Raw genomic sequence first — 18976 nt, 5'->3', positions numbered from 1 at the left:
GGAGTGGAGACGGAGAATGCAGGAAAATCGCGCCGCTTCGCGGCTGCTACGGGGTGCTGTCATTTTGACAATGGCAGCGGTAGCAAGCAAGCTGATCGGCACATTGCAAAAAATCCCGCTGCAAAATATTGGCGGCGACGGCGTGTTTGGCATTTATAATACGGTTTATCCTTTTTATACGCTGTTCATTACCATTGCAGCTGCTGGATTCCCGGTGGCTGTATCCAAATTTGTAGCTGAGTATGAGGCTGTAGGGAACCGGGCAGCAGGGCAACGTGTTGCCCTGCTATCTTCGCTTGTATTGGGCATATTCGGATTGATTCTGGGGCTGCTGATGTATACGTGTGCGCCGCTAATCGGCCAGTGGATCGACAATGCTCACGTCATTCCATCGGTGAGGGCGGCGGCGGTTGCCTTCTTGTTCGTGCCGGTTATGGCGGGACTGAGAGGCTATTTTCAAGGTTTGCAAAATATGATTCCAACGGCAGTCTCTCAAGTGACGGAGCAGGCGATACGGGTAAGCGTGATGATCATATTGTTGCTGTTCATGCTGTCACAAGGAGCAGGGGCGGATATGATAGCCGCTGGAGCAGTGTTTGGCTCAGCAGCAGGCGGAGCAGCGGGCTTGGTGATCATGCTGTTGTATTGGCGAGGTCACAGAAAGAGACTTAGGCGGCAAGAGATGGCGATGACAACAGTGCAAGCCCAGACTGGTGAGCTTCACCCAACGGAAAGCAACGGCGCTTTGCTAAAGGCGCTGCTACGTTATGCCTTGCCTGTTTGCCTTGGAGCGCTAGCCGTTCCGTTAATTAACCTGGTAGATACATTTACCGTCCCTCGCTTGTTAAAGCAGGAGGGCTTGGACGATACGGCGGTTATGGTGGCCTTCGGCGTGTATAACCGGGGGCTTCCGCTAGTACAGCTGGTCATGATGTTTGCCACCACATTGTCGGCATTGTTCATACCCTCGCTGGCTGAGGCTCGGGTAACCGGAGGTACGGAGTTGGCACGTCGTCAGTGCGAGCAATCGCTGCGCTGGTTTTGGCTGTTGGGACTAGCCGCTGCGACAGGCTTGATCGTGCTGGCCGTGCCCGTCAATGTGATGCTGTATGCAGACGACACCGGCAGCACGGTGATGCGCTGGATGGCGCTGACTGCCGTAGGAGGTACGCTCAGCATCATCTCGGCTGCGCTACTGCAAGGGCTTGGCGCGGTTCGTGCGCCAGCTCTGGCGATGCTCGCGGCCGCGGCAGCCAAGGCGCTGCTAAACTGGCTGCTCGTGCCGCAGCTAGGCACGGCTGGTGCCGCCATTGCGGGGGCTGTCGCCTATCTGCTGGCGGCAGTGATCAACATCGCGCTGCTGGCCCGCTTGGTGGGGCTGCGCGGGAGCTGGTCCGCCAGTGTACTCAAACCGGCGGCATTGCTTGTCGCCTTGGCTGGTGCAGCCGGGGCGGCGATGTGGGGCACCAGTGCTGTGCTGGGTGCCTTGGGATGGGCTGCCGGAGGTCGTGCCACGGCAGCGGCGGAGAGCCTGCTGGGAGTAGCTGCAGGCGCTGTGGTGTTCGTGATCGGCCTCGCACGCTTGAGGTTGATCACGGAAGCCGAGCTTGTGGCAGTGCCCAAGCTTGGACGCCCGCTGGCAGCCGTGCTGCGCAGACTGCGTGTACTGGCTTAGCCGGGGTTATACGACTTGCCGCGCGACAGCTGCGCAAGCCATTTTATGAGCCTATACAACTTTGTGGTATAGTAAATGCCAAAGCAAAGGAAGCGGAAGCTGGATTGGATTGCGCCGGGTGTTTTTTCCGAGCATGAATCCTGCTTTTGCGGAACGGAGGATTGGATATGAGCGTAACATTAACGATCGTAGGTCTGGGCTCGGGAGATCCCGATCAGCTTACGATAGGGATATTGAACAAAATGCGGGGGGCTTCAGCGCTATATCTGCGAACCAAGGAACATCCGGCGGTTCAAGTGCTGGATGAGTTTGAAGTGGCCTTTGAGTCATTTGATGCGGTATATGAGACAAAGGAATCTTTTCCAGAGGTATACGAGGAAATTACCAGTCAATTGATGGCAACAGCTGCTAAGGCGGCAGACGGAAGCGAAATCGTCTATGCGGTTCCCGGTCACCCGATGGTGGCGGAAGCAGCGGTGCAGTTGCTCAAGGAGCGTTGTCCTGCGCAAGGGATTGAACTAAACATCTTGGGGGGCGAAAGTTTCCTGGATGAGGCTTTTGTGCGTCTTGGTTTTGATCCGATTGAGGGTTTCCAGCTGTTGGATGCAGGTACACTGGATGCGAGCTGGCTCCAGCCTCAGTTGCACACGCTGATCGGACAGGTATATGACACCTTTACGGCTTCCGATGTGAAGCTGTGCTTGATGGAGCGGTATCCTGACGATTATGAGGTGTACGTCGGCCACGCGCTTGGGGTAGAAGGTGAGGAAGCAGTCCACAAGGTGCCGCTGTACGAGCTGGATCGAGTAGAGGGCTACGGGAACCTATCCTTGGTGTACATACCTCGCAGTGAGGATGAGGCGCTGAAACGGCGTTCTTTTGACCGTCTACATGAGATTGTCGATATTTTGCGCAGTCCAGAAGGCTGTCCATGGGATCGCGAACAGACACATCAATCGATCCGCAAAAATCTGATCGAGGAAACGTATGAGGTCATTGAAACTATAGATGAGGATGATCCTGAGCATATGAAGGAAGAGCTCGGCGATCTGTTGTTGCAAATTTTGCTGCATGCCCAAATGGAGGAGGAAGTCGGAACCTTCAATGTGTATGATGTGATCCAGGGACTGAACGATAAGCTTATTTTCCGTCATCCGCATGTGTTCGGTGATAATCAAGCGAATGATGCGGAAGAGGCGCTGCAAAACTGGGAACAGATGAAGGCTGAGGAAAAACGACTTAAAGGTACAACGGCAGCAGACCCTTCCGTGCTGGATGGGGTTCCCCGTGATCTGCCTGCTCTTATGAAATCGTACAAGCTCCAGAAAAAAGCAGCTAAAGTAGGCTTTAACTGGGATAGCATTGAAGGCGTGTTTGATAAACTGGACGAAGAAGTGGCTGAGTTGAAGGAAGCGGTTCGGGAAGGGCATTCCGTGGAAGCTCAGTTTCTGGAGTTGGGCGATGTGTTATTTGTTGCCGTGAATGCAGCCCGGTTCATGGAAGTAGATCCAGAGGAGGCGCTGTCAGCCACTAATCGCAAATTTGTGAGCCGTTTCCAGTATATTGAGCAGAAGTTACGCGAGCAGGGACGTCGTCCCGAAGACAGCAGCGTAGATGAAATGGAGACCTACTGGCAGGAAGCGAAAAAGCTCCTTGACAGAAATTGACTCCATAGATTTGATCTTTGGCTGTATGGGCCAGTAAAATGAGACATAAGCAGGGTTGAAAACACGCCCAGCTTGAGCAGACTTGCCAATGGGCAGAGTTTTGTAGTAGGATGTTGGCTTAACTGGGGGTCGAATAAAAAACGCCTGTCATTGCAGGATTTTTAAGGACAAGCCCGAATAACTTGTAATAATTCTGAAAATAACTGTAGCCTATAGTTAACATGTTACAGTAGTATTCAGAAAGGCTACGGCCACAGTTGGACCTCACGTCTGCTCCATTTATGGATATGTAGCGTGATGATTATTTTTTGACATTTAGGAGGCTTTTATCTTATGAACAAGACAGATCTGATCAACAATATTTCCAGCAAAAGCGGTTTGAGCAAACGTGACGTTGAAGCTGTATTGAATGGCGTACTTGGTGAAATTACAGATGCACTTGCGAGTGGCGACAAAGTACAACTGATCGGCTTTGGTACTTTCGAAACGCGCAAGCGTTCTAGCCGTACAGGCCGCAATCCACAAACCGGCAACACGATTGAAATTCCAGAATCGACCGTTCCTGCTTTTAAAGCCGGTAATAAGCTTAAAGAAGCCGTTAACTAATGCGTCTTGATAAATTCTTGAAAGTCTCGCGGCTGATTAAGCGTCGTACAGTAGCCAAGGACGTCTCTGAACAAGGGAGAGTGCTGGTGAATGGACGCGAAGCCAAGCCGAGCAGTGCGGTCAAAGTGGGCGATGAAATTACCGTCCAATTTGGCCAGAAGCTGGTGACCGTGCGAGTGGAACGGCTCGCCGAAACTACACGCAAGGACGAGGCTGCAAGTATGTACACTTTGGTAAAGGAAGAGCCTATTGCCAGGGACAACGGTTTGAACTGGTAAGCAGACATCTGATTTTCTCATAACGTTGTACATAGAAGCATTCCTTCATATTTTATGAAGGGATGCTTTTTTCTTTTGGATAATGAGCTTTCGTCTAATATATGCTCGTGAATAACCAATGCGGTTCTAAATCATGCCCACCCCTTCATAAGCTAAGAACAGAAGGAGGGGTACATGCCATGATTGAACAAGGGAAGTCCAAGCACCATGATCTGCGCATGCAAAGCCGCAAGCAGCTCGACATTTCAGGCGTCAGCAATGTGGAGAGCTTTGACAGTGAAGAGTTTTTGCTTCAGACCGAGCTGGGCCATCTCACCATTCGCGGACAACATTTACATATCAAAAACCTCAGTCTGGAAGAGGGGCTGCTGTCCATTGAAGGTCTGATTACTTCCCTCGTCTACCTGGAGCCTGGGGCCCCGGCCAAAAACGGAAAAAGCCTATTCGGCAAGCTCTTCAAATGAACCCTTACACACAATGGCTGACATTGACGTGGATGCTATTGTCGGGCATAGCGATGGGAGTGGTATTTGACAGCTACCGGGTGCTGTCAATCCGCTTTCATTTTGCCCGTTGGAGTGTTCATATGTTGGACGTGCTGTATTGGGTGGCCTCGGCTTTGTTTATTTTCCGTGTGCTGTACGCGAGTAATCGCGGTGAGCTGCGGTTTTATGTCTTTTTAGGACTACTTTTGGGGGTTTGGCTCTATTTTTGGGCCTTTAGTGTTACAACCCAACGTTTTGTGGTAATGTTAATAGAGATCGTTCGCAGACTGACGTTGATCGTGAACAGCATACTGCGCATCCTGATTGTTCTTCCGGTGTTAGCGCTGTATCGGCTGTTACGCAAGCTGGTCGGATGGACATGGGCACTTATTGTGTTCCTAGGAAGGATGCTGATATACATCCTGATGCCGGTTTGGAAGCCGATTCTATGGTTGATCCGTCCGCTTATAGCGCGCTGGAAGACGCCAGATCCGCTCATAAAGCTAGGTATCAGACTGAAAAATACAGCAAAAAGATGGTTTGGAAGGGGGTAGTATCATGCGTAATTCGTCTGTAGATCGCCATTCATCTCCTACGTCCAAGTCCAATGCGGGCGGGCGCAGGCGAATCATGATTTGGTTGCTATCGCTTGCCGCCTTTGGTAGTTGGGCCATATTCACCTTTTTTTCTCAAGGCATGATCATGGCCGATCGAAGTGAACAGCTCACCCAGAAGGAAAAACAGAAGCAAGCTGCTACACAAACGGAACAACAGCTTCAAACCGAAGTGAATCGTCTCAAGGACCCTGAGTACATTGGAGAAATTGCTAGAAGCAAGTACGGTCTTTACAAACCGGAAGAGACGCCAATCATCGGAGATCAAAAATAGAGGCATTATCGGGCCAATGCTTAGTTGACCTTGGTTCCGCCATTTTGTATAATCAAATCACCACAGCGGGATTTTTTTGCAAAAAAATCGGTTGTATATTTTAAGGGAGGATCATTTTATTCTATGGCAATTGAAGTGGGCACCAAGTTAGAGGGCAAAGTGACAGGCATCACGCATTTTGGAGCATTTGTGGATTTGTCTGGAGGTGTCACGGGTCTCGTTCACATCTCGGAAATCGCCGATAATTATGTTAAGGATGTTAACGACCACCTGAAGATTAATGATGTTGTGACGGTGAAAGTCATTAATGTTGACAAAGATGGCAAAATCGGACTTTCCATTAAGCAAACGATTGATAAGCCGGCAAGTGAAGCCCGTCCCCCAAGAGCTCCAAGACCGGAGCGTACAGGAGGACCAGGCGGAGGAGACCGTTTTGGCGGCGGAGGTTCAGGTCCAAGTCAGGGACGCGGTGGTGGTTTCAACCGCGATCGTGGAGGCCGTTCTTTCAAGCCTGCACCGGGTAAACCTTCATTTGAGGATAAAATGTCACGCTTCCTGAAAGATAGTGAGGAACGCATTTCGTCGCTGAAAAAGAACACCGAAGGTAAACGCGGAGGACGCGGCGCGAAGCGTGTTTAATTCACTTTGACAACCGTATCAACCATACACGGAAAACCGTACAGTCGAAAGACTGCTACGGTTTTTTTGCGTTCTACCGACAAGAGATGCGACAAGCTGTGGCTGCGGGCAATACATTTGGGCGAAGGTGTACAGGCACATTTTTAAGATTAGTAGTTTCATGAAGAAGAGTAGAAGCATCGTACTGAAATGTTGGATGTTTTTTTTGTCGTGTGGGCATAATCGTCCGACAAACTCCAACGGTTTTCCGTCTATCTTCTGTGCAAATCGCTAGTCTGGGAATCAGGGTGGACGACATACAGAGGCCGTGCAAGGCGTGGAGTGATACAACTTCCATCTGCTTCCATACGGGCGCAGCTTGATGTACAGGGGGATGCTCCGTCCTTTCGCGCGGCACGTTTTTTTGTCGGAAATTTCTTGGAATAAGACGTGAGGTTCTGACAAACTTTCTCAATCGTTCCGGTTTAAGATGGGAACATCAAATTGATGAATGGGGTGCCTGACGCATGATGGAGAAATGGAACGTGGTACATTTTCCGGGGTTAAAATCTAGAAAGTCCAAATCCAAAGAGCGTACGGAAGGTTGGCCTTCCAGACTCAAGAAACGGCTCGATTCACATAAAATGGTGCAATGGGTAACCGCGCAAAGATGGATGCTGCTATTGTCAGCTATGGGAGTTCTACTGGGACGCGCCACTATTTTGGACGAGCTTTCTCCTTTTGCCCTCGCTTATTTTGCGGTCATTACGTTCCTTCGGCGTGATCTAATGCTGCCTGTAGCTGTATCCGTTGTGCTAGGCAGCCTGTTAGCTCCTTACCCATCGTTGTTCATGATTGGTGGTGAGCTAATCGTATTTTATCTCCTGTATCGCGGGCTACGTACCTTCGATCGTCTGGAATTATCCTATGCCCCGCTTATGGTCTTCTTGTCTGTGTTTATGGTCAATTTATTTAACGCCGTGATGGCTCCGGCTTTTACATGGTATGAGCTTGTCATTGTGGGAACGGATGCTGTGCTCAGTTTTATGCTTACATTGGTGTTCACACAGGCCATACCGCTGTTTACGTACCGCAAGAAGGCAAGCCAATTGAAGAACGAAGAAATTTTGTGTCTGATTATTCTATTAGCCTCTGTGATGACGGGAGCAGTAGGATGGACCGTTCATTCACTGTCTGTCGATCATGTGCTTTCACGATATTTGGTCTTGGTGTTTGCTTTGGTGGGAGGTGCTTCGTTGGGTGCTTCGGTCGGTGTGATTACCGGTTTAATTTTAAGCCTGGCCAATATGTCCGCAATTGTGCAGATGAGTCTACTTGCTTTTGCAGGTTTGCTGGCAGGAATGCTGCGTGAAGGGAGAAAAGGTGCAGTGGCCCTTGGCATGCTGTTGGGCTCCTCCATTTTGACGATCTATTTGGATGGGACTGGGGACGTGTTGACATCAACCTGGGAGAGCTGCGCGGCAATTCTATTATTTTTAATGACTCCAAAAAGTTTCTTTAAAGCGGTTTCTACCTATGTCCCTGGTACGCAGGATCACGCCAAGTCCCAGCATGAATATGCCAAAAGAGTTCGTGATCTCACTGCCGAGAGGGTGACGAAATTTTCCCGTGTATTCAGCCAGCTATCGCGCAGCTTCCATCAGATATCTGCGAGTGAGGGAGCAAAACCGGACGGAGAAATGGAACACTTTATGAATGCGGTGGCGGAAGGAACCTGTGCCACTTGCTTTAAGTGCGAGCAGTGCTGGGACGGCAAGTTTATGCAAACCCATCAGTATATGACGGAAATGATGAGTGCCATTGAGGATAATCCTGATTTGGAGCCGGAGCAGATGCCGCCACAATGGAGCAAGGCATGTGCCAAGACGGGCGCTGTCCTGCAGGTAATGAAGCAGCAGTATAGTCTCTACCAACATAATATGCAGTGGAAGCGCCAAGTATACGATAGTCGTCAGCTTGTTGCTGATCAGCTATCCGGTGTATCGCAAATTATGGAGGATTTAGCGCGGGAAATTCAGCGAGAAGGGCAGACCATGCATCGGCAGGAAGAGCAAATCCGAGAGGCTCTTGATCGACTCGGCTTGTCCATCCAATCCATTGAGATTATTAGCCTGGATGCAGGTCAGGTTGAAATAGAGATTGTCCATGCCTATACAAGGGGATTTGATGAATGTCGGAAAATCATTGCTCCACTGCTGTCGGACATACTGGACGAGCATATAGCTGTCATGCGCGAAACGGCGGCAGATCGCCGCCAAGGCTTGGCTACAGTCATGTTCGGCTCTGCTAAAACGTATGAGATTGCTACAGGAGTAGCTAGTGCGGCCAAAGGAGGCGATTTCTTCTCAGGAGACAGTTATAGCATGATGGAGTTAGGGAATGGGACTTTCGCAGTCTCTTTAAGTGACGGTATGGGGAACGGAGAGCGTGCGCAGCAAGAGAGCAGTGCAGCACTTAACATTTTGGAAGAACTACTGCAATCAGGTATGGACGAAAAATTAGCGATCAAGTCGGTTAACTCTGTCCTGATGCTCCGATCACCTGAGGAAATGTATGCTACGGTGGATATGGCGCTGATTGATCAGTATACGGCCCGGACAACCTTTATGAAGATTGGATCTACACCGAGCTTTATTAAAAGAGGGGAGGAGGTCATTCCTGTATCTGCCAGCAATTTACCGATTGGCATTATACAGGATATCGAAGTTGATTTGGTGTCACTGCAACTCCAGCCAGGAGATATTCTCATTATGATAACAGACGGTATATACGATTCACCGGGTTATGCAGTCAATAAAGAAATATGGATGAAACGCATGATTCAAGAGATTGAAAGTGAGGACCCGCAGGAACTGGCCGACTGTTTGCTAGAACGGGTTATTCGATACCAACAAAATCAAATCTATGATGATATGACTGTAGTTGTTAGTAAAATTGATCACTTTCGCCCAGAGTGGGCCACCCTTCATGTACCTGGCATGAGGTGGTTGGAACGTCCGCGGACGGTGAGCTAGACTGACATTGCCCGGGAAATTGCTTATTCATTTTTAAAAATCCGCATCCTTCGTTTGAATCGTTCCGGATTAGGCAAAGATAGAATCTATCGGAATAGATTAAGAGGAAGCGGAGGTCAAAAAGCGATGAAGCAAATTTTGATCATTACAGATGGATGCTCTAACGTAGGGGTTAGCCCAGTGATGGCGGCTGCCCAAGCTTTACGTGAGGGAATTACAGTGAATGTCGCCGGAGTCATAGATTATGGAACTATCGGCGAGCTTGGAAGCGCAGAGATTCAGGAAATTGCTAAAGCAGGGGGAGGGTTTAGCCAAATCGTCGGTACGAAGCAGTTGGCGCAAACCATGCAAATGATGACGCGCAAAACAGTGGTTCAAACGATTCAGCAGGCGGTTAATAGAGAGTTAACGCACATTTTGGGTGAGGGCGGCGCCCGGCATATCGGTGAACTGCCTCCGGCCAAACGAGCTCAGGTAGTTGAGGTAATGGATGAACTGACAGAAACAAGCCCTCTGGAAATTGCTTTACTCATTGATGCAAGTGCAAGCATGAAGCCTAAGCTGCCTGCTGTAGAGGATAGTATCCGCGATTTGCTGCTCAGTTTACAGTCCAGAAGCGGACTCAGCCGTATATCTGTATTTCATTTTCCGGGTGGACGAATGGGAGAAGACGCAGTCATGGATATCGGGTGGACCTCTGAGCTAGACCAGATCAAATCGATATTCGGACGCTTGCGGATGAAAGGAGCGACACCGACAGGACCAGCCATTTTACAAGTGATTGATTATTACCGATATGTTACACTAGGGGAACAGAAAGATCTGGAAGAATCCTATGGCAAAGGAGAAGGGATGCTCGGTGACTACGTCGTCTGATCCCGTTCTTGCACCCGGAACGGTCATCAAGGGCAAGTGGAAGCGGAGTAGCTATGTCATCCAGCGCTTGCTGGGCCGGGGAGCGAACGGAACTGTATATTTGGTAAAAGAAGCACAGGCCGATCGGCAATTTGCTCTCAAAATGGGAAAGAACACGCTTGATCTGCAATCGGAGATTAATGTGCTGACCACATTACAGTCTCAAGGGACTCAGGCTGCCCTCCAGCGGAATGGAAATCCTTCCTTCTTGTTTGAAGTGGATGATGTAGTGTTACGCAATGGGGAGATCCCCTTTTATGTTATGCGATACGTTAAAGGAGATCCGCTTCATAAATTTGTGGCAGCCAAAGGGTCTGAATGGTATGGTGTGGCTGGGACTGGCATACTGAATCGTCTGGCCGATCTCCATCAGGCAGGATGGGTGTTTGGCGACCTGAAGCCTCAAAATATATTGGTCAATGCCTATGGAGAGGCTGAGTTGATTGATTATGGTGGCGTGTCCCTTGCAGGTCGGAGTGTTAAACAATTTACAGAATGGTACGATAGGGGATTTTGGAATGCTGGTAGCCGAAATGCTGATCCCCAGTATGATCTGTTTGCCTTTGCTCTTTTAACGGTTCATATATTGGAGAGCGAATCGTTAAAGGCGGCTGCGAGTAGGCTGCCGCAGCTACGTAATACGGCAGAATTGACAGTCATCATTCGTCGCAGTCGTGTATTACGCCCCTACGCCGAATGGCTGCTGGGTGCAGTACGTGGAGAATATTCCGATACTCGTGCAGCAGCCCGAGCTTGGTCGCGTCTGGCTTCCGCGCATGTCAGGCAATCATCTGTCAAAAGAGGAAATCCACGCTGGTTGGGATATGCTTTCACGGTATCGCTTTTGCTGCTTGCTGGAGCGCTCTGGATTGCGTTAAGGTAGCAGCATGACTTACATAAGATAACATAGGATCATCATTTTTACGGTCGGGAGAAAAGAGGGTCGTGAATGGGAACAACAAAACCGACCGGTGTTGTACAGGAAGTGCTCGCTTTGGCGCGAGAACATTCCCTGTGGAGCCCCGGAGACCGCATTGTGGTTGCTGTATCCGGTGGACCGGATTCGGTGGCCCTTTTGCACATTTTACATGAAATATCCGTTATACATATGCCATTACAACTTGTCTGCGCTCATGTTCATCATGGCTTCAGGCCAGAGGAATCGGATGCGGAGGCTGAAGAGGTACGCAATATTGCCCGAAAGCTCAAGCTTCCATTTGAAATGATCCGGGTTGATGCACCCGCTTATATAAAGAAAAGCGGCAAGGGTCCACAGGAAGCGGCCCGTGAGCTACGGTACAGCTTTTTACATGATACGGCTACGAAGTGGGAGGCACAGCATATTGCTATGGCTCACCATGGCGATGATCAAGCGGAGACAGTCCTCTTGCACTTGCTGCGCGGTAGCGGACCGGCGGGTTTGGCGGGTATGCGTTTGGCACGCACCGAAAAAAATGTGCAACTCATTCGCCCGCTGCTTCGTATGTACAAGGCTGACTTGATTGAGTATTGTAACTTTTATGGTCTTTCCTATGTGACAGACAGCACTAATTTATCGACCAAATACCGTCGTAATGCCATCCGCATGGATGTGCTTCCTTTTTTGGGGCAATATAATGAGCAACTGACACCGTCCCTGAACCGGCTAGCCGAAACGATGGCTGACGAAAATGATTTTATGGAGGCAGCTACACTGTCGGTATACGAGAAAATGGTGCATTTCAATAATGGCAGGTACATGTTTTCCATCGCATCATACCGTGAGCTATCCGTTGCTTTACAACGGAGGTTGATTAAACTAATATTAAATTATCTGCCTTCGGACAGTGGAAATTTTGATTTTCGTAAAATTGAGACCGTTCGACTAAGACTTCTCCAGGAGACAACTTCTACATGGAGCTTGGACTTGGGCGGCGGTGCGGTTGGAGTCCGCGAATATGACCAGGCGGTTTTGTTTGACCGTACGCAAGTCGTTATGGGTGAATGGAGCTATGGACTGAGCGTATTGCCTATTTCCGGTGAGCTTGAGTTGCCTGAAGCGGGTGGTATACTCCGGTGGCAAAGAGCTTCCTATTTGGATGGACAACATCCGGCGAATGAGGAAGAAGCATGGTTCGACGCAGATGAATTGACTCTGCCGTTGACTGTACGCTCGCGATTACCTGGAGATACCATGTATGTAATGGGATTAAACGGAAGAAAAAAGGTTAAAGATATTTTTATTGATGAAAAAATACCTCCTTCAATGCGTTCCGTTATTCCCATCGTCTGCGACCATTCTGGAGTTGTTCTCTGGATTCCGGGCGTACGACGTTCTGTACATGCTGCGGTGCAAAAGCACACGTCTTCGGTTATATATATGTCATGGCAAAGACGAGAGAGTCCGGGGCACCGGTAATTGCGCAGGAACGGCTTTCATAGTATAAACTTAGGAGGTTTACACCGTTGCAAAATGATATTCAGGAAGTATTGATCAGTGAAGAAGAAATTCAGAGTAAAATCAAGGAATTAGGCGCACAGCTTAGCGTGAAATATGAAGGGAAAAACCCATTGGTGATTTGCGTGCTGAAGGGTGCGTTTATCTTTATGGCCGATTTGGTTAAATCCATTACAGTGCCGTTGGAACTTGATTTCATGGCTGTATCTAGTTATGGAGTATCCACCAAATCATCAGGTGTCGTTAAAATCATCAAAGATTTGGACGCTTCCGTAGAAGGACGCGATGTTCTGATTGTCGAAGATATTATCGACAGTGGTCTGACACTGACACATTTGATTGAATTGCTTAAAAATCGTAATGCCAATTCGGTATGTGTCGTAACTTTGTTCGACAAGCCTGCACGCCGAACAGTTAACCTTGAAGCTGATTACACCGGATTTACACTTCCGGATGCGTTTGTTGTCGGCTATGGTCTGGACTATGCCGAGCACTACCGGAACCTCCCATACATAGGGATTTTAAAGCCGGAAATCTACACCAGCTAATCTCAGCCTCCAGTCCTAGGACTAAATAGGGTCCTTTGTTGAGAAGGGCTTACAGGCTATGGTAAAATAACTTAAGTGTCTCGAGAGGAGGTAGGGGATGAATCGGTTCATCCGGAATTCTGGTTTTTATTTGATTCTTTTTTTAGTTGTGGTGGGTATCGTTCAGTTTGTTAGCAACAGTAACGAAGCCTCCGATCTCCCTAGATATGACCAATTACGGCAAGAGGTTAAAGCTAATAATATCTCTAAAGTAACGGTCCAATTTGACGGTTACGCCTATCTTGTAACCGGTGCATATAAGAAGCAGCCGGCTAATGCTAAATCAACCAATTTTTCCGTATACGTTCCGCCAACGGATCAAGCACTAAGTGAACTGGTGAATGCCAGCGAAACGAACGGGTTTGAATACGTACAGAAGAAAATGGAAGGCGAAAGCATTTGGCTGACATTTTTGACTTCTATCATTCCTTTGGTGATCATGTTCCTGTTGTTCTTCTTCCTGTTTAATCAGGCACAGGGCGGTGGCGGCAAAGTAATGAACTTCGGCAAGAGCAAAGCCCGTCTGTATAACGAAGAGAAGAAGAAAGTTACCTTCGAAGACGTAGCAGGGGCTGACGAAGAGAAGCAGGAGCTTGTCGAAGTCGTAGAATTCTTGAAGGACCCACGTAAGTTCGCAGCCGTGGGCGCTCGTATTCCAAAAGGTGTTCTGTTAGTGGGCCCTCCAGGTACGGGTAAAACACTCTTGGCGAGAGCTGTTGCAGGCGAGGCCGGAGTGCCGTTTTTCAGTATCTCAGGTTCTGATTTTGTAGAAATGTTCGTCGGGGTCGGTGCTTCCCGTGTTCGTGACTTGTTCGAGAATGCGAAGAAGAACGCACCTTGTATCATTTTTATTGATGAAATTGATGCTGTTGGACGTCAACGTGGTGCCGGATTGGGTGGCGGACATGATGAACGTGAGCAAACGCTCAACCAATTGCTCGTAGAGATGGATGGATTTGGCGCAAACGAGGGCATCATCATCGTTGCTGCTACTAACCGTCCGGACATTCTAGATCCAGCCTTGCTTCGTCCAGGACGTTTTGACCGTCAAATTACGGTTGACCGTCCAGATGTTAAAGGTCGCGAAGCAGTATTGCATGTACATGCACGCAACAAACCATTAACGAAGGATGTTAAATTGGACGTCATTGCGAAACGTACAACAGGCTTTACGGGCGCTGATCTGGAAAACTTGTTGAACGAAGCTGCCTTGCTGGCCGCTCGTCGCAACCGTAGAGATATTTCGATGCGAGAAGTAGATGAAGCTATCGACCGCGTGATCGTAGGTACTGAAAAACGAAGCCGCGTAATCAGTGACCGCGAGAAACGAATTGTTGCTTATCATGAAGCAGGGCATACGATTATCGGTTACTTCCTGGAGAATGCCGATATGGTTCACAAGGTAACCATTATTCCACGTGGACGTGCAGGCGGATATGTCATCATGCTTCCGAAGGAAGACCGCATGCTGACAACCAAGCAGGAATTGCTGGACAAAATCACTGGATTGTTGGGTGGACGTGTTTCCGAGGAGCTGTTTATTGGTGAGATCGGAACAGGGGCTTATAGTGACTTCCAGCAAGCGACAGGCATTGCGCGTAGCATGATCGTGGAATACGGTATGAGTGAGAAGCTCGGCCCGATGCAGTTCGGAACTTCCCAAGGTCAAGTATTCCTTGGACGTGATATCGGTCATGAGCAGAACTACAGTGATCAGATCGCTTATGAGATTGACCAGGAGATGAATCGCTTCATCACTGACTCCTATGAGCGTGCTAGAGAACTCTTGACGAAGTATTCGAAAGAGGTTCATTTGATCGCTCAAACCTTGTTGGAAGAAGAAACCCTGGAGCTTGAACAAATCAAACGTTTGATCGAGACAGGTTCTTTGAACGGCAATACGAATGAGGGAGAAGGAACACCGGAAAACGGTGAGCCTGTGATCGACAACATCGGTGATGTTCGTGTACGTATTCAAGGTAAGGATGACGAGCCTAAGAATACAACAGATCAACCGAACGATATCCCTAATCTGCAAAAACCAGAGGATGATAACAATTCAGGCAATTCCGGCGGTACTCCACCGACAACAACCTGATTATCTGATGGATAGTTGAATAAGCATATATGTAAGCTTCGGGGAACCAGATCCTATTGGTTTTCCGAAGCTTTTTTAAATGTGGAAGATTATTGCTGACGTGATTTGACAGACACAGGAACGTTGTGTACATTTATTGTTAAATAAACGGCTGTCGCCTTCCTAGCTTAAAAGGCCAACAGCCGCTGCAATCGACTTACTATCATTTTGAACATATCCGTGAGCGCATACTGTACGATCTATGGTGTGCGCTATTCTTCTGTGAAATCAGGTGAAAGGCATGATTCCAAGATATCTAGTTGATTTTGATGTAGCGGAATTGACCCAATACGAAGCCGACGTCTTAATCATCGGCTCCGGTATTGCGGGCTTATATACAGCGATTAAGGCTGCGGAGAATCGGAAAGTGTTGCTGATTACCAAGAAAACTTTAATGGAAAGCAACACACGTTATGCTCAAGGCGGCATTGCTGCTGTCACATCGGACGAGGATACACCGGCTTACCACATGCAAGATACTCTGATTGCTGGTGCAGGTCTGTGTGAACCCGAGGCGGTCAGAACGCTTGTTCATGAAGGCCCAGAAGGTATTAAAGAGTTAATACGATTGGGGACAGCCTTTGACCGTGTGAATGGTGAACTAGCGCTAACCCGAGAGGGGGCGCATAGTCATCGTCGCATTTTGCATGCAAATGGAGATGCCACCGGTTATGAAATCGTGCGTGCCTTGTCACAGCAGGTTGTCGCCCATCCCGGTATTGAGGTGTGGGAAGAGTGCATGGTCATTGACCTGCTGACTGAGCATGGTGAGTGTATTGGGGCCCTCGTTCAAATGCCAGATGGGGAAAGGTCGTATATCACTGCCAATGCAACCATTTTGTGCTCAGGAGGTAGCGGGCAATTATACCGTTACACGACTAACCCGGGTATCGCAACTGGGGACGGTATTGCTATGGCTTATCGTGCGGGGGCAGTTGTACGGGATATGGAGTTCGTACAGTTTCATCCTACGGCGTTGTGCCATCCGGGCGCTCCAAGGTTTCTAATTTCCGAAGCCGTACGGGGAGAAGGGGCCGTGTTACGCAACATTCATGGAGAACGCTTCATGGACAAGTACGATTCCCGACAGGAGCTTGCACCCAGAGATATCGTAGCTCGTGCGATCATCCATGAGATGGAACGCACTCAGTCTACGTTTGTATACCTGGATATTACACACGAGCCGCCTGAGCGGGTAAAGCAACGTTTTCCAACGATTTATCGGACATGTCTGTCATATGGGTTGGATATGACGACAGGCTGGATTCCCATTGCTCCTGCTGCCCATTATATGATGGGTGGTATCCAGACTAATCTATACGGGGAAAGCTCTGTTAGGCGTTTGTTCGCTTGTGGAGAGACTTCTTCCACAGGTGTTCACGGCGCTAATCGTCTGGCGAGCAATTCGCTATCTGAAGCTATTGTGTTCGCCAGTAGGATTATCGAGCGGCTGCATTCATTGCCACCGCTGGTCGGCCATACTTTGATATCTTACAGTGATAACCGTGCAGAGTTCCAGGCTTCATCCGTCGTGGGACAGCGACATAAGCTGCAAGAAACGATGGTTCATTATGCTGGAGTTCGTCGGCATAGTGAAGGGCTGCAAGCAGCTTTAGAAGAGCTGCACGGGCTAGTGCCTGTTTTTCAGGCTGTGATCACCAGCCGGGAAGAGATCGAATTCGCCAATTTGCTCACCTGTGCTTTATTAGTAGCAGATGGTGCGTTGCTGCGTGAGGAGAGCCGGGGAGCACACTATCGTGAGGACTTCCCTGAGACAGATGATCGCATGTGGCGAAAGCATGTTCAGCAGAGACGTGAGCAAGGCATAACGGAGGAGAGCGTTCATGACATCTAACAGCGAGCTTTATGGAGAGTTTAGCGGATATCAGGAAGAACTGACGGCACAAATTCGCAGCTGGCTGCGAGAAGATACAGGTTCTGGCGATGTGACCACACGTTGGACGATTGAGCCGGGTCACCAATCCAAGGCTGTCATTCATGCCAAAGAGAGCGGCGTGATTGCGGGTTTACCTGTGGCTGAACTTGTATTTCGAGTAGTGGACCCTTCCTTGTCGTTCACTCCGTTGGTGACCGATGGCCAATGGATTGAAAAGGGGAGCGTTTTGGCAGAAGTGAATGGGAGTACTCATGCGATTTTGACCGGGGAGCGATTGGCATTAAATTTACTTCAGCGGATGTCCGGTATTGCAACGCGGACGCGGACTTTTATAGATCAACTGCATGGACTTTCCACGCGCTTGGTGGACACACGTAAAACAACGCCAGGACATCGACTGTTAGAGAAGTATGCTGTGCGTGTAGGTGGCGGTTCGAATCATCGCTTTGGTCTGTACGATGCGGTTATGATTAAGGATAATCATATTAAGGGCGCGGGTGGGATTGCACAGGCGGTCAGCCGAGCGCGCGCGCATATACCGCATACAATGACGATCGAAGTAGAGACGGAAAACATGACGCAAGTCCGGGAAGCTCTGGAGGCTGGGGCGGATATTATTATGCTGGATAACATGTCCGTCCCAGATATGAAGGAAGCCGTTCGCTTCATTCGTGAACAGGCCCCACACGTCAAAACAGAAGCCTCAGGCAATGTATCGTTGGATACAGTGCGTGAGATGGCTGAGAGCGGCGTAGATGTGATTTCTGTAGGCAGGCTGACATACTCTTTTCATAACCTGGATATCAGCCTTGACCTTAACGCTAAGAAAGATAGGTGACACCGATTGATTCTTGTAGTGGATGTAGGTAATACCAATATTGTTCTGGGGATGTATGAAGGGCGCGAGCTGTTGCACCACTACCGGATCAGCACTTCCAGACAGGCAACAGCGGATGAATACGGCGTACTCATACATAATCTTTTTAGTATGGGCGGCGTATTAAAGGATGACATTCAGGGAGTTATTATTTCCTCTGTCGTTCCGCCGTTGGTCCGTGTATTAGAGGAAATGTGCGATAAATATATAGGCAAAACGCCGTTAATCGTCGGACCGGGAATCAAGACCGGTCTTAACCTGCGTTACGAGAATCCGCGTGAAGTAGGTGCGGATCGGATCGTGAACGCTGTTGCGGCTGTAGAACGGTTCGGCGGGCCTCTCGTTGTGGTGGATTTTGGAACGGCGACGACGTTTGATTGTATTGACGATAAGGGAAACTATCTGGGTGGAGTCATTGTGCCGGGTATCGGCATTTCGACAGAGGCACTGTATCAACGGGCTTCCAAGCTCCCTCGTATCGAGTTGGAGAAACCCAAAAAGGTTATTGGTCGGAATACGGTCCATGCCATGCAAGCCGGGATTATTTTCGGTTACGCTGGACAAGTGGATGGCATTGTGAGGCGCATTAAGGAAGAAATGCAGGCAGAACCTACAGTTATTGCTACCGGAGGTCTTGCAGAGCTAATCGCATCAGAGACAGAGAGCATTCAGAAAGTGTTGCCGATGTTGACGCTCGAAGGATTACGCATCATTTACCAACGTAACGCCGAATAAAAAGTGGATATAAGCTGCCGCTGAGTCAAGCCGATGATCTTATCGGTTTGGATTAGCGGCGTTTTTCGTCTATACTGAAATATGTTACGTTTTTGAACAATTCGGTGATCTGTTAAGACAGGTTGTTTATATAGTGGGA

The 18976-nt window shown here is 49.0% G+C and carries 17 protein-coding genes; all 17 read left to right on the top strand.

Annotation, left to right across the window (positions count from 1 at the left end):
* Window positions 1-16: 16 nt before the first annotated feature.
* On the top strand, window positions 17-1675 hold the full coding sequence (locus tag G9G57_RS22620; protein WP_016818915.1) for a putative polysaccharide biosynthesis protein: 1659 nt from the start codon (window positions 17-19) through the stop codon (window positions 1673-1675).
* A 167-nt stretch (window positions 1676-1842) separates the two neighbouring features.
* Complete coding sequence (gene mazG, locus G9G57_RS22615) at window positions 1843-3342, top strand: nucleoside triphosphate pyrophosphohydrolase (protein WP_164965577.1); 1500 nt, start codon at window positions 1843-1845, stop codon at window positions 3340-3342.
* Window positions 3343-3675: 333 nt separating this feature from the next.
* A complete protein-coding gene (locus tag G9G57_RS22610) occupies window positions 3676-3948 on the top strand; it encodes an HU family DNA-binding protein (protein WP_007428028.1) in 273 nt (90 codons plus the stop codon).
* Window positions 3948-4226, top strand: a complete 279-nt coding sequence (locus tag G9G57_RS22605; protein ID WP_017427057.1) for an RNA-binding S4 domain-containing protein — start codon at window positions 3948-3950, stop codon at window positions 4224-4226. Before G9G57_RS22610 ends, G9G57_RS22605 begins: the two co-directional genes overlap by 1 nt.
* A 179-nt stretch (window positions 4227-4405) precedes the next feature.
* Window positions 4406-4690, top strand: a complete 285-nt coding sequence (gene yabP / locus G9G57_RS22600; protein WP_013368685.1) for a sporulation protein YabP — start codon at window positions 4406-4408, stop codon at window positions 4688-4690.
* Window positions 4687-5265 carry a spore cortex biosynthesis protein YabQ gene (yabQ, locus tag G9G57_RS22595; protein ID WP_016818912.1) on the top strand — a complete coding sequence of 193 codons (579 nt, stop codon included), beginning with the start codon at window positions 4687-4689 and terminating at the stop codon, window positions 5263-5265. The genes yabP and yabQ overlap by 4 nt, the downstream gene beginning before the upstream one ends.
* Before the next feature lie 4 nt (window positions 5266-5269).
* Complete coding sequence (locus G9G57_RS22590; protein WP_013368687.1) at window positions 5270-5599, top strand: FtsB family cell division protein; 330 nt, start codon at window positions 5270-5272, stop codon at window positions 5597-5599.
* A gap of 123 nt (window positions 5600-5722) precedes the next feature.
* Complete coding sequence (locus G9G57_RS22585; protein WP_013368688.1) at window positions 5723-6238, top strand: S1 domain-containing RNA-binding protein; 516 nt, start codon at window positions 5723-5725, stop codon at window positions 6236-6238.
* Between the two features lie 506 nt (window positions 6239-6744).
* Window positions 6745-9252 (top strand): stage II sporulation protein E, encoded by a 2508-nt coding sequence (spoIIE, locus tag G9G57_RS22580; RefSeq protein WP_017427055.1) that lies wholly within the window; start codon window positions 6745-6747, stop codon window positions 9250-9252.
* Between the two features lie 126 nt (window positions 9253-9378).
* Window positions 9379-10128: a vWA domain-containing protein gene (locus G9G57_RS22575; RefSeq protein ID WP_016818910.1), complete on the top strand. Its 750-nt coding sequence runs from the start codon at window positions 9379-9381 to the stop codon at window positions 10126-10128.
* Window positions 10112-11050, top strand: coding sequence for a protein kinase domain-containing protein (locus G9G57_RS22570; protein ID WP_016818909.1), 939 nt, complete (start codon window positions 10112-10114; stop codon window positions 11048-11050). Before G9G57_RS22575 ends, G9G57_RS22570 begins: the two co-directional genes overlap by 17 nt.
* 66 nt (window positions 11051-11116) lie before the next feature.
* Window positions 11117-12565 carry a tRNA lysidine(34) synthetase TilS gene (tilS, locus tag G9G57_RS22565; protein ID WP_164965576.1) on the top strand — a complete coding sequence of 483 codons (1449 nt, stop codon included), beginning with the start codon at window positions 11117-11119 and terminating at the stop codon, window positions 12563-12565.
* A gap of 47 nt (window positions 12566-12612) precedes the next feature.
* On the top strand, window positions 12613-13152 hold the full coding sequence (gene hpt, locus G9G57_RS22560; RefSeq protein WP_013368693.1) for a hypoxanthine phosphoribosyltransferase: 540 nt from the start codon (window positions 12613-12615) through the stop codon (window positions 13150-13152).
* A 97-nt stretch (window positions 13153-13249) separates the two neighbouring features.
* A complete protein-coding gene (gene ftsH / locus G9G57_RS22555) occupies window positions 13250-15289 on the top strand; it encodes an ATP-dependent zinc metalloprotease FtsH (RefSeq protein WP_017427052.1) in 2040 nt (679 codons plus the stop codon).
* 280 nt (window positions 15290-15569) lie between these two features.
* On the top strand, window positions 15570-17183 hold the full coding sequence (nadB, locus tag G9G57_RS22550) for an L-aspartate oxidase (protein WP_019685741.1): 1614 nt from the start codon (window positions 15570-15572) through the stop codon (window positions 17181-17183).
* Window positions 17173-18063, top strand: a complete 891-nt coding sequence (gene nadC, locus G9G57_RS22545) for a carboxylating nicotinate-nucleotide diphosphorylase (RefSeq protein ID WP_016818905.1) — start codon at window positions 17173-17175, stop codon at window positions 18061-18063. Before nadB ends, nadC begins: the two co-directional genes overlap by 11 nt.
* Window positions 18064-18069: 6 nt before the next feature.
* On the top strand, window positions 18070-18837 hold the full coding sequence (locus G9G57_RS22540) for a type III pantothenate kinase (protein ID WP_013308148.1): 768 nt from the start codon (window positions 18070-18072) through the stop codon (window positions 18835-18837).
* Window positions 18838-18976: the final 139 nt, after the last annotated feature.

The organism is Paenibacillus sp. EKM211P (assembly GCF_011066175.1).
Lineage (GTDB): Bacteria > Bacillota > Bacilli > Paenibacillales > Paenibacillaceae > Paenibacillus > Paenibacillus polymyxa.
The sequence above is the reverse complement of the archived record's forward strand: the minus strand, read 5'-3'. Positions and strand labels throughout refer to the sequence as shown.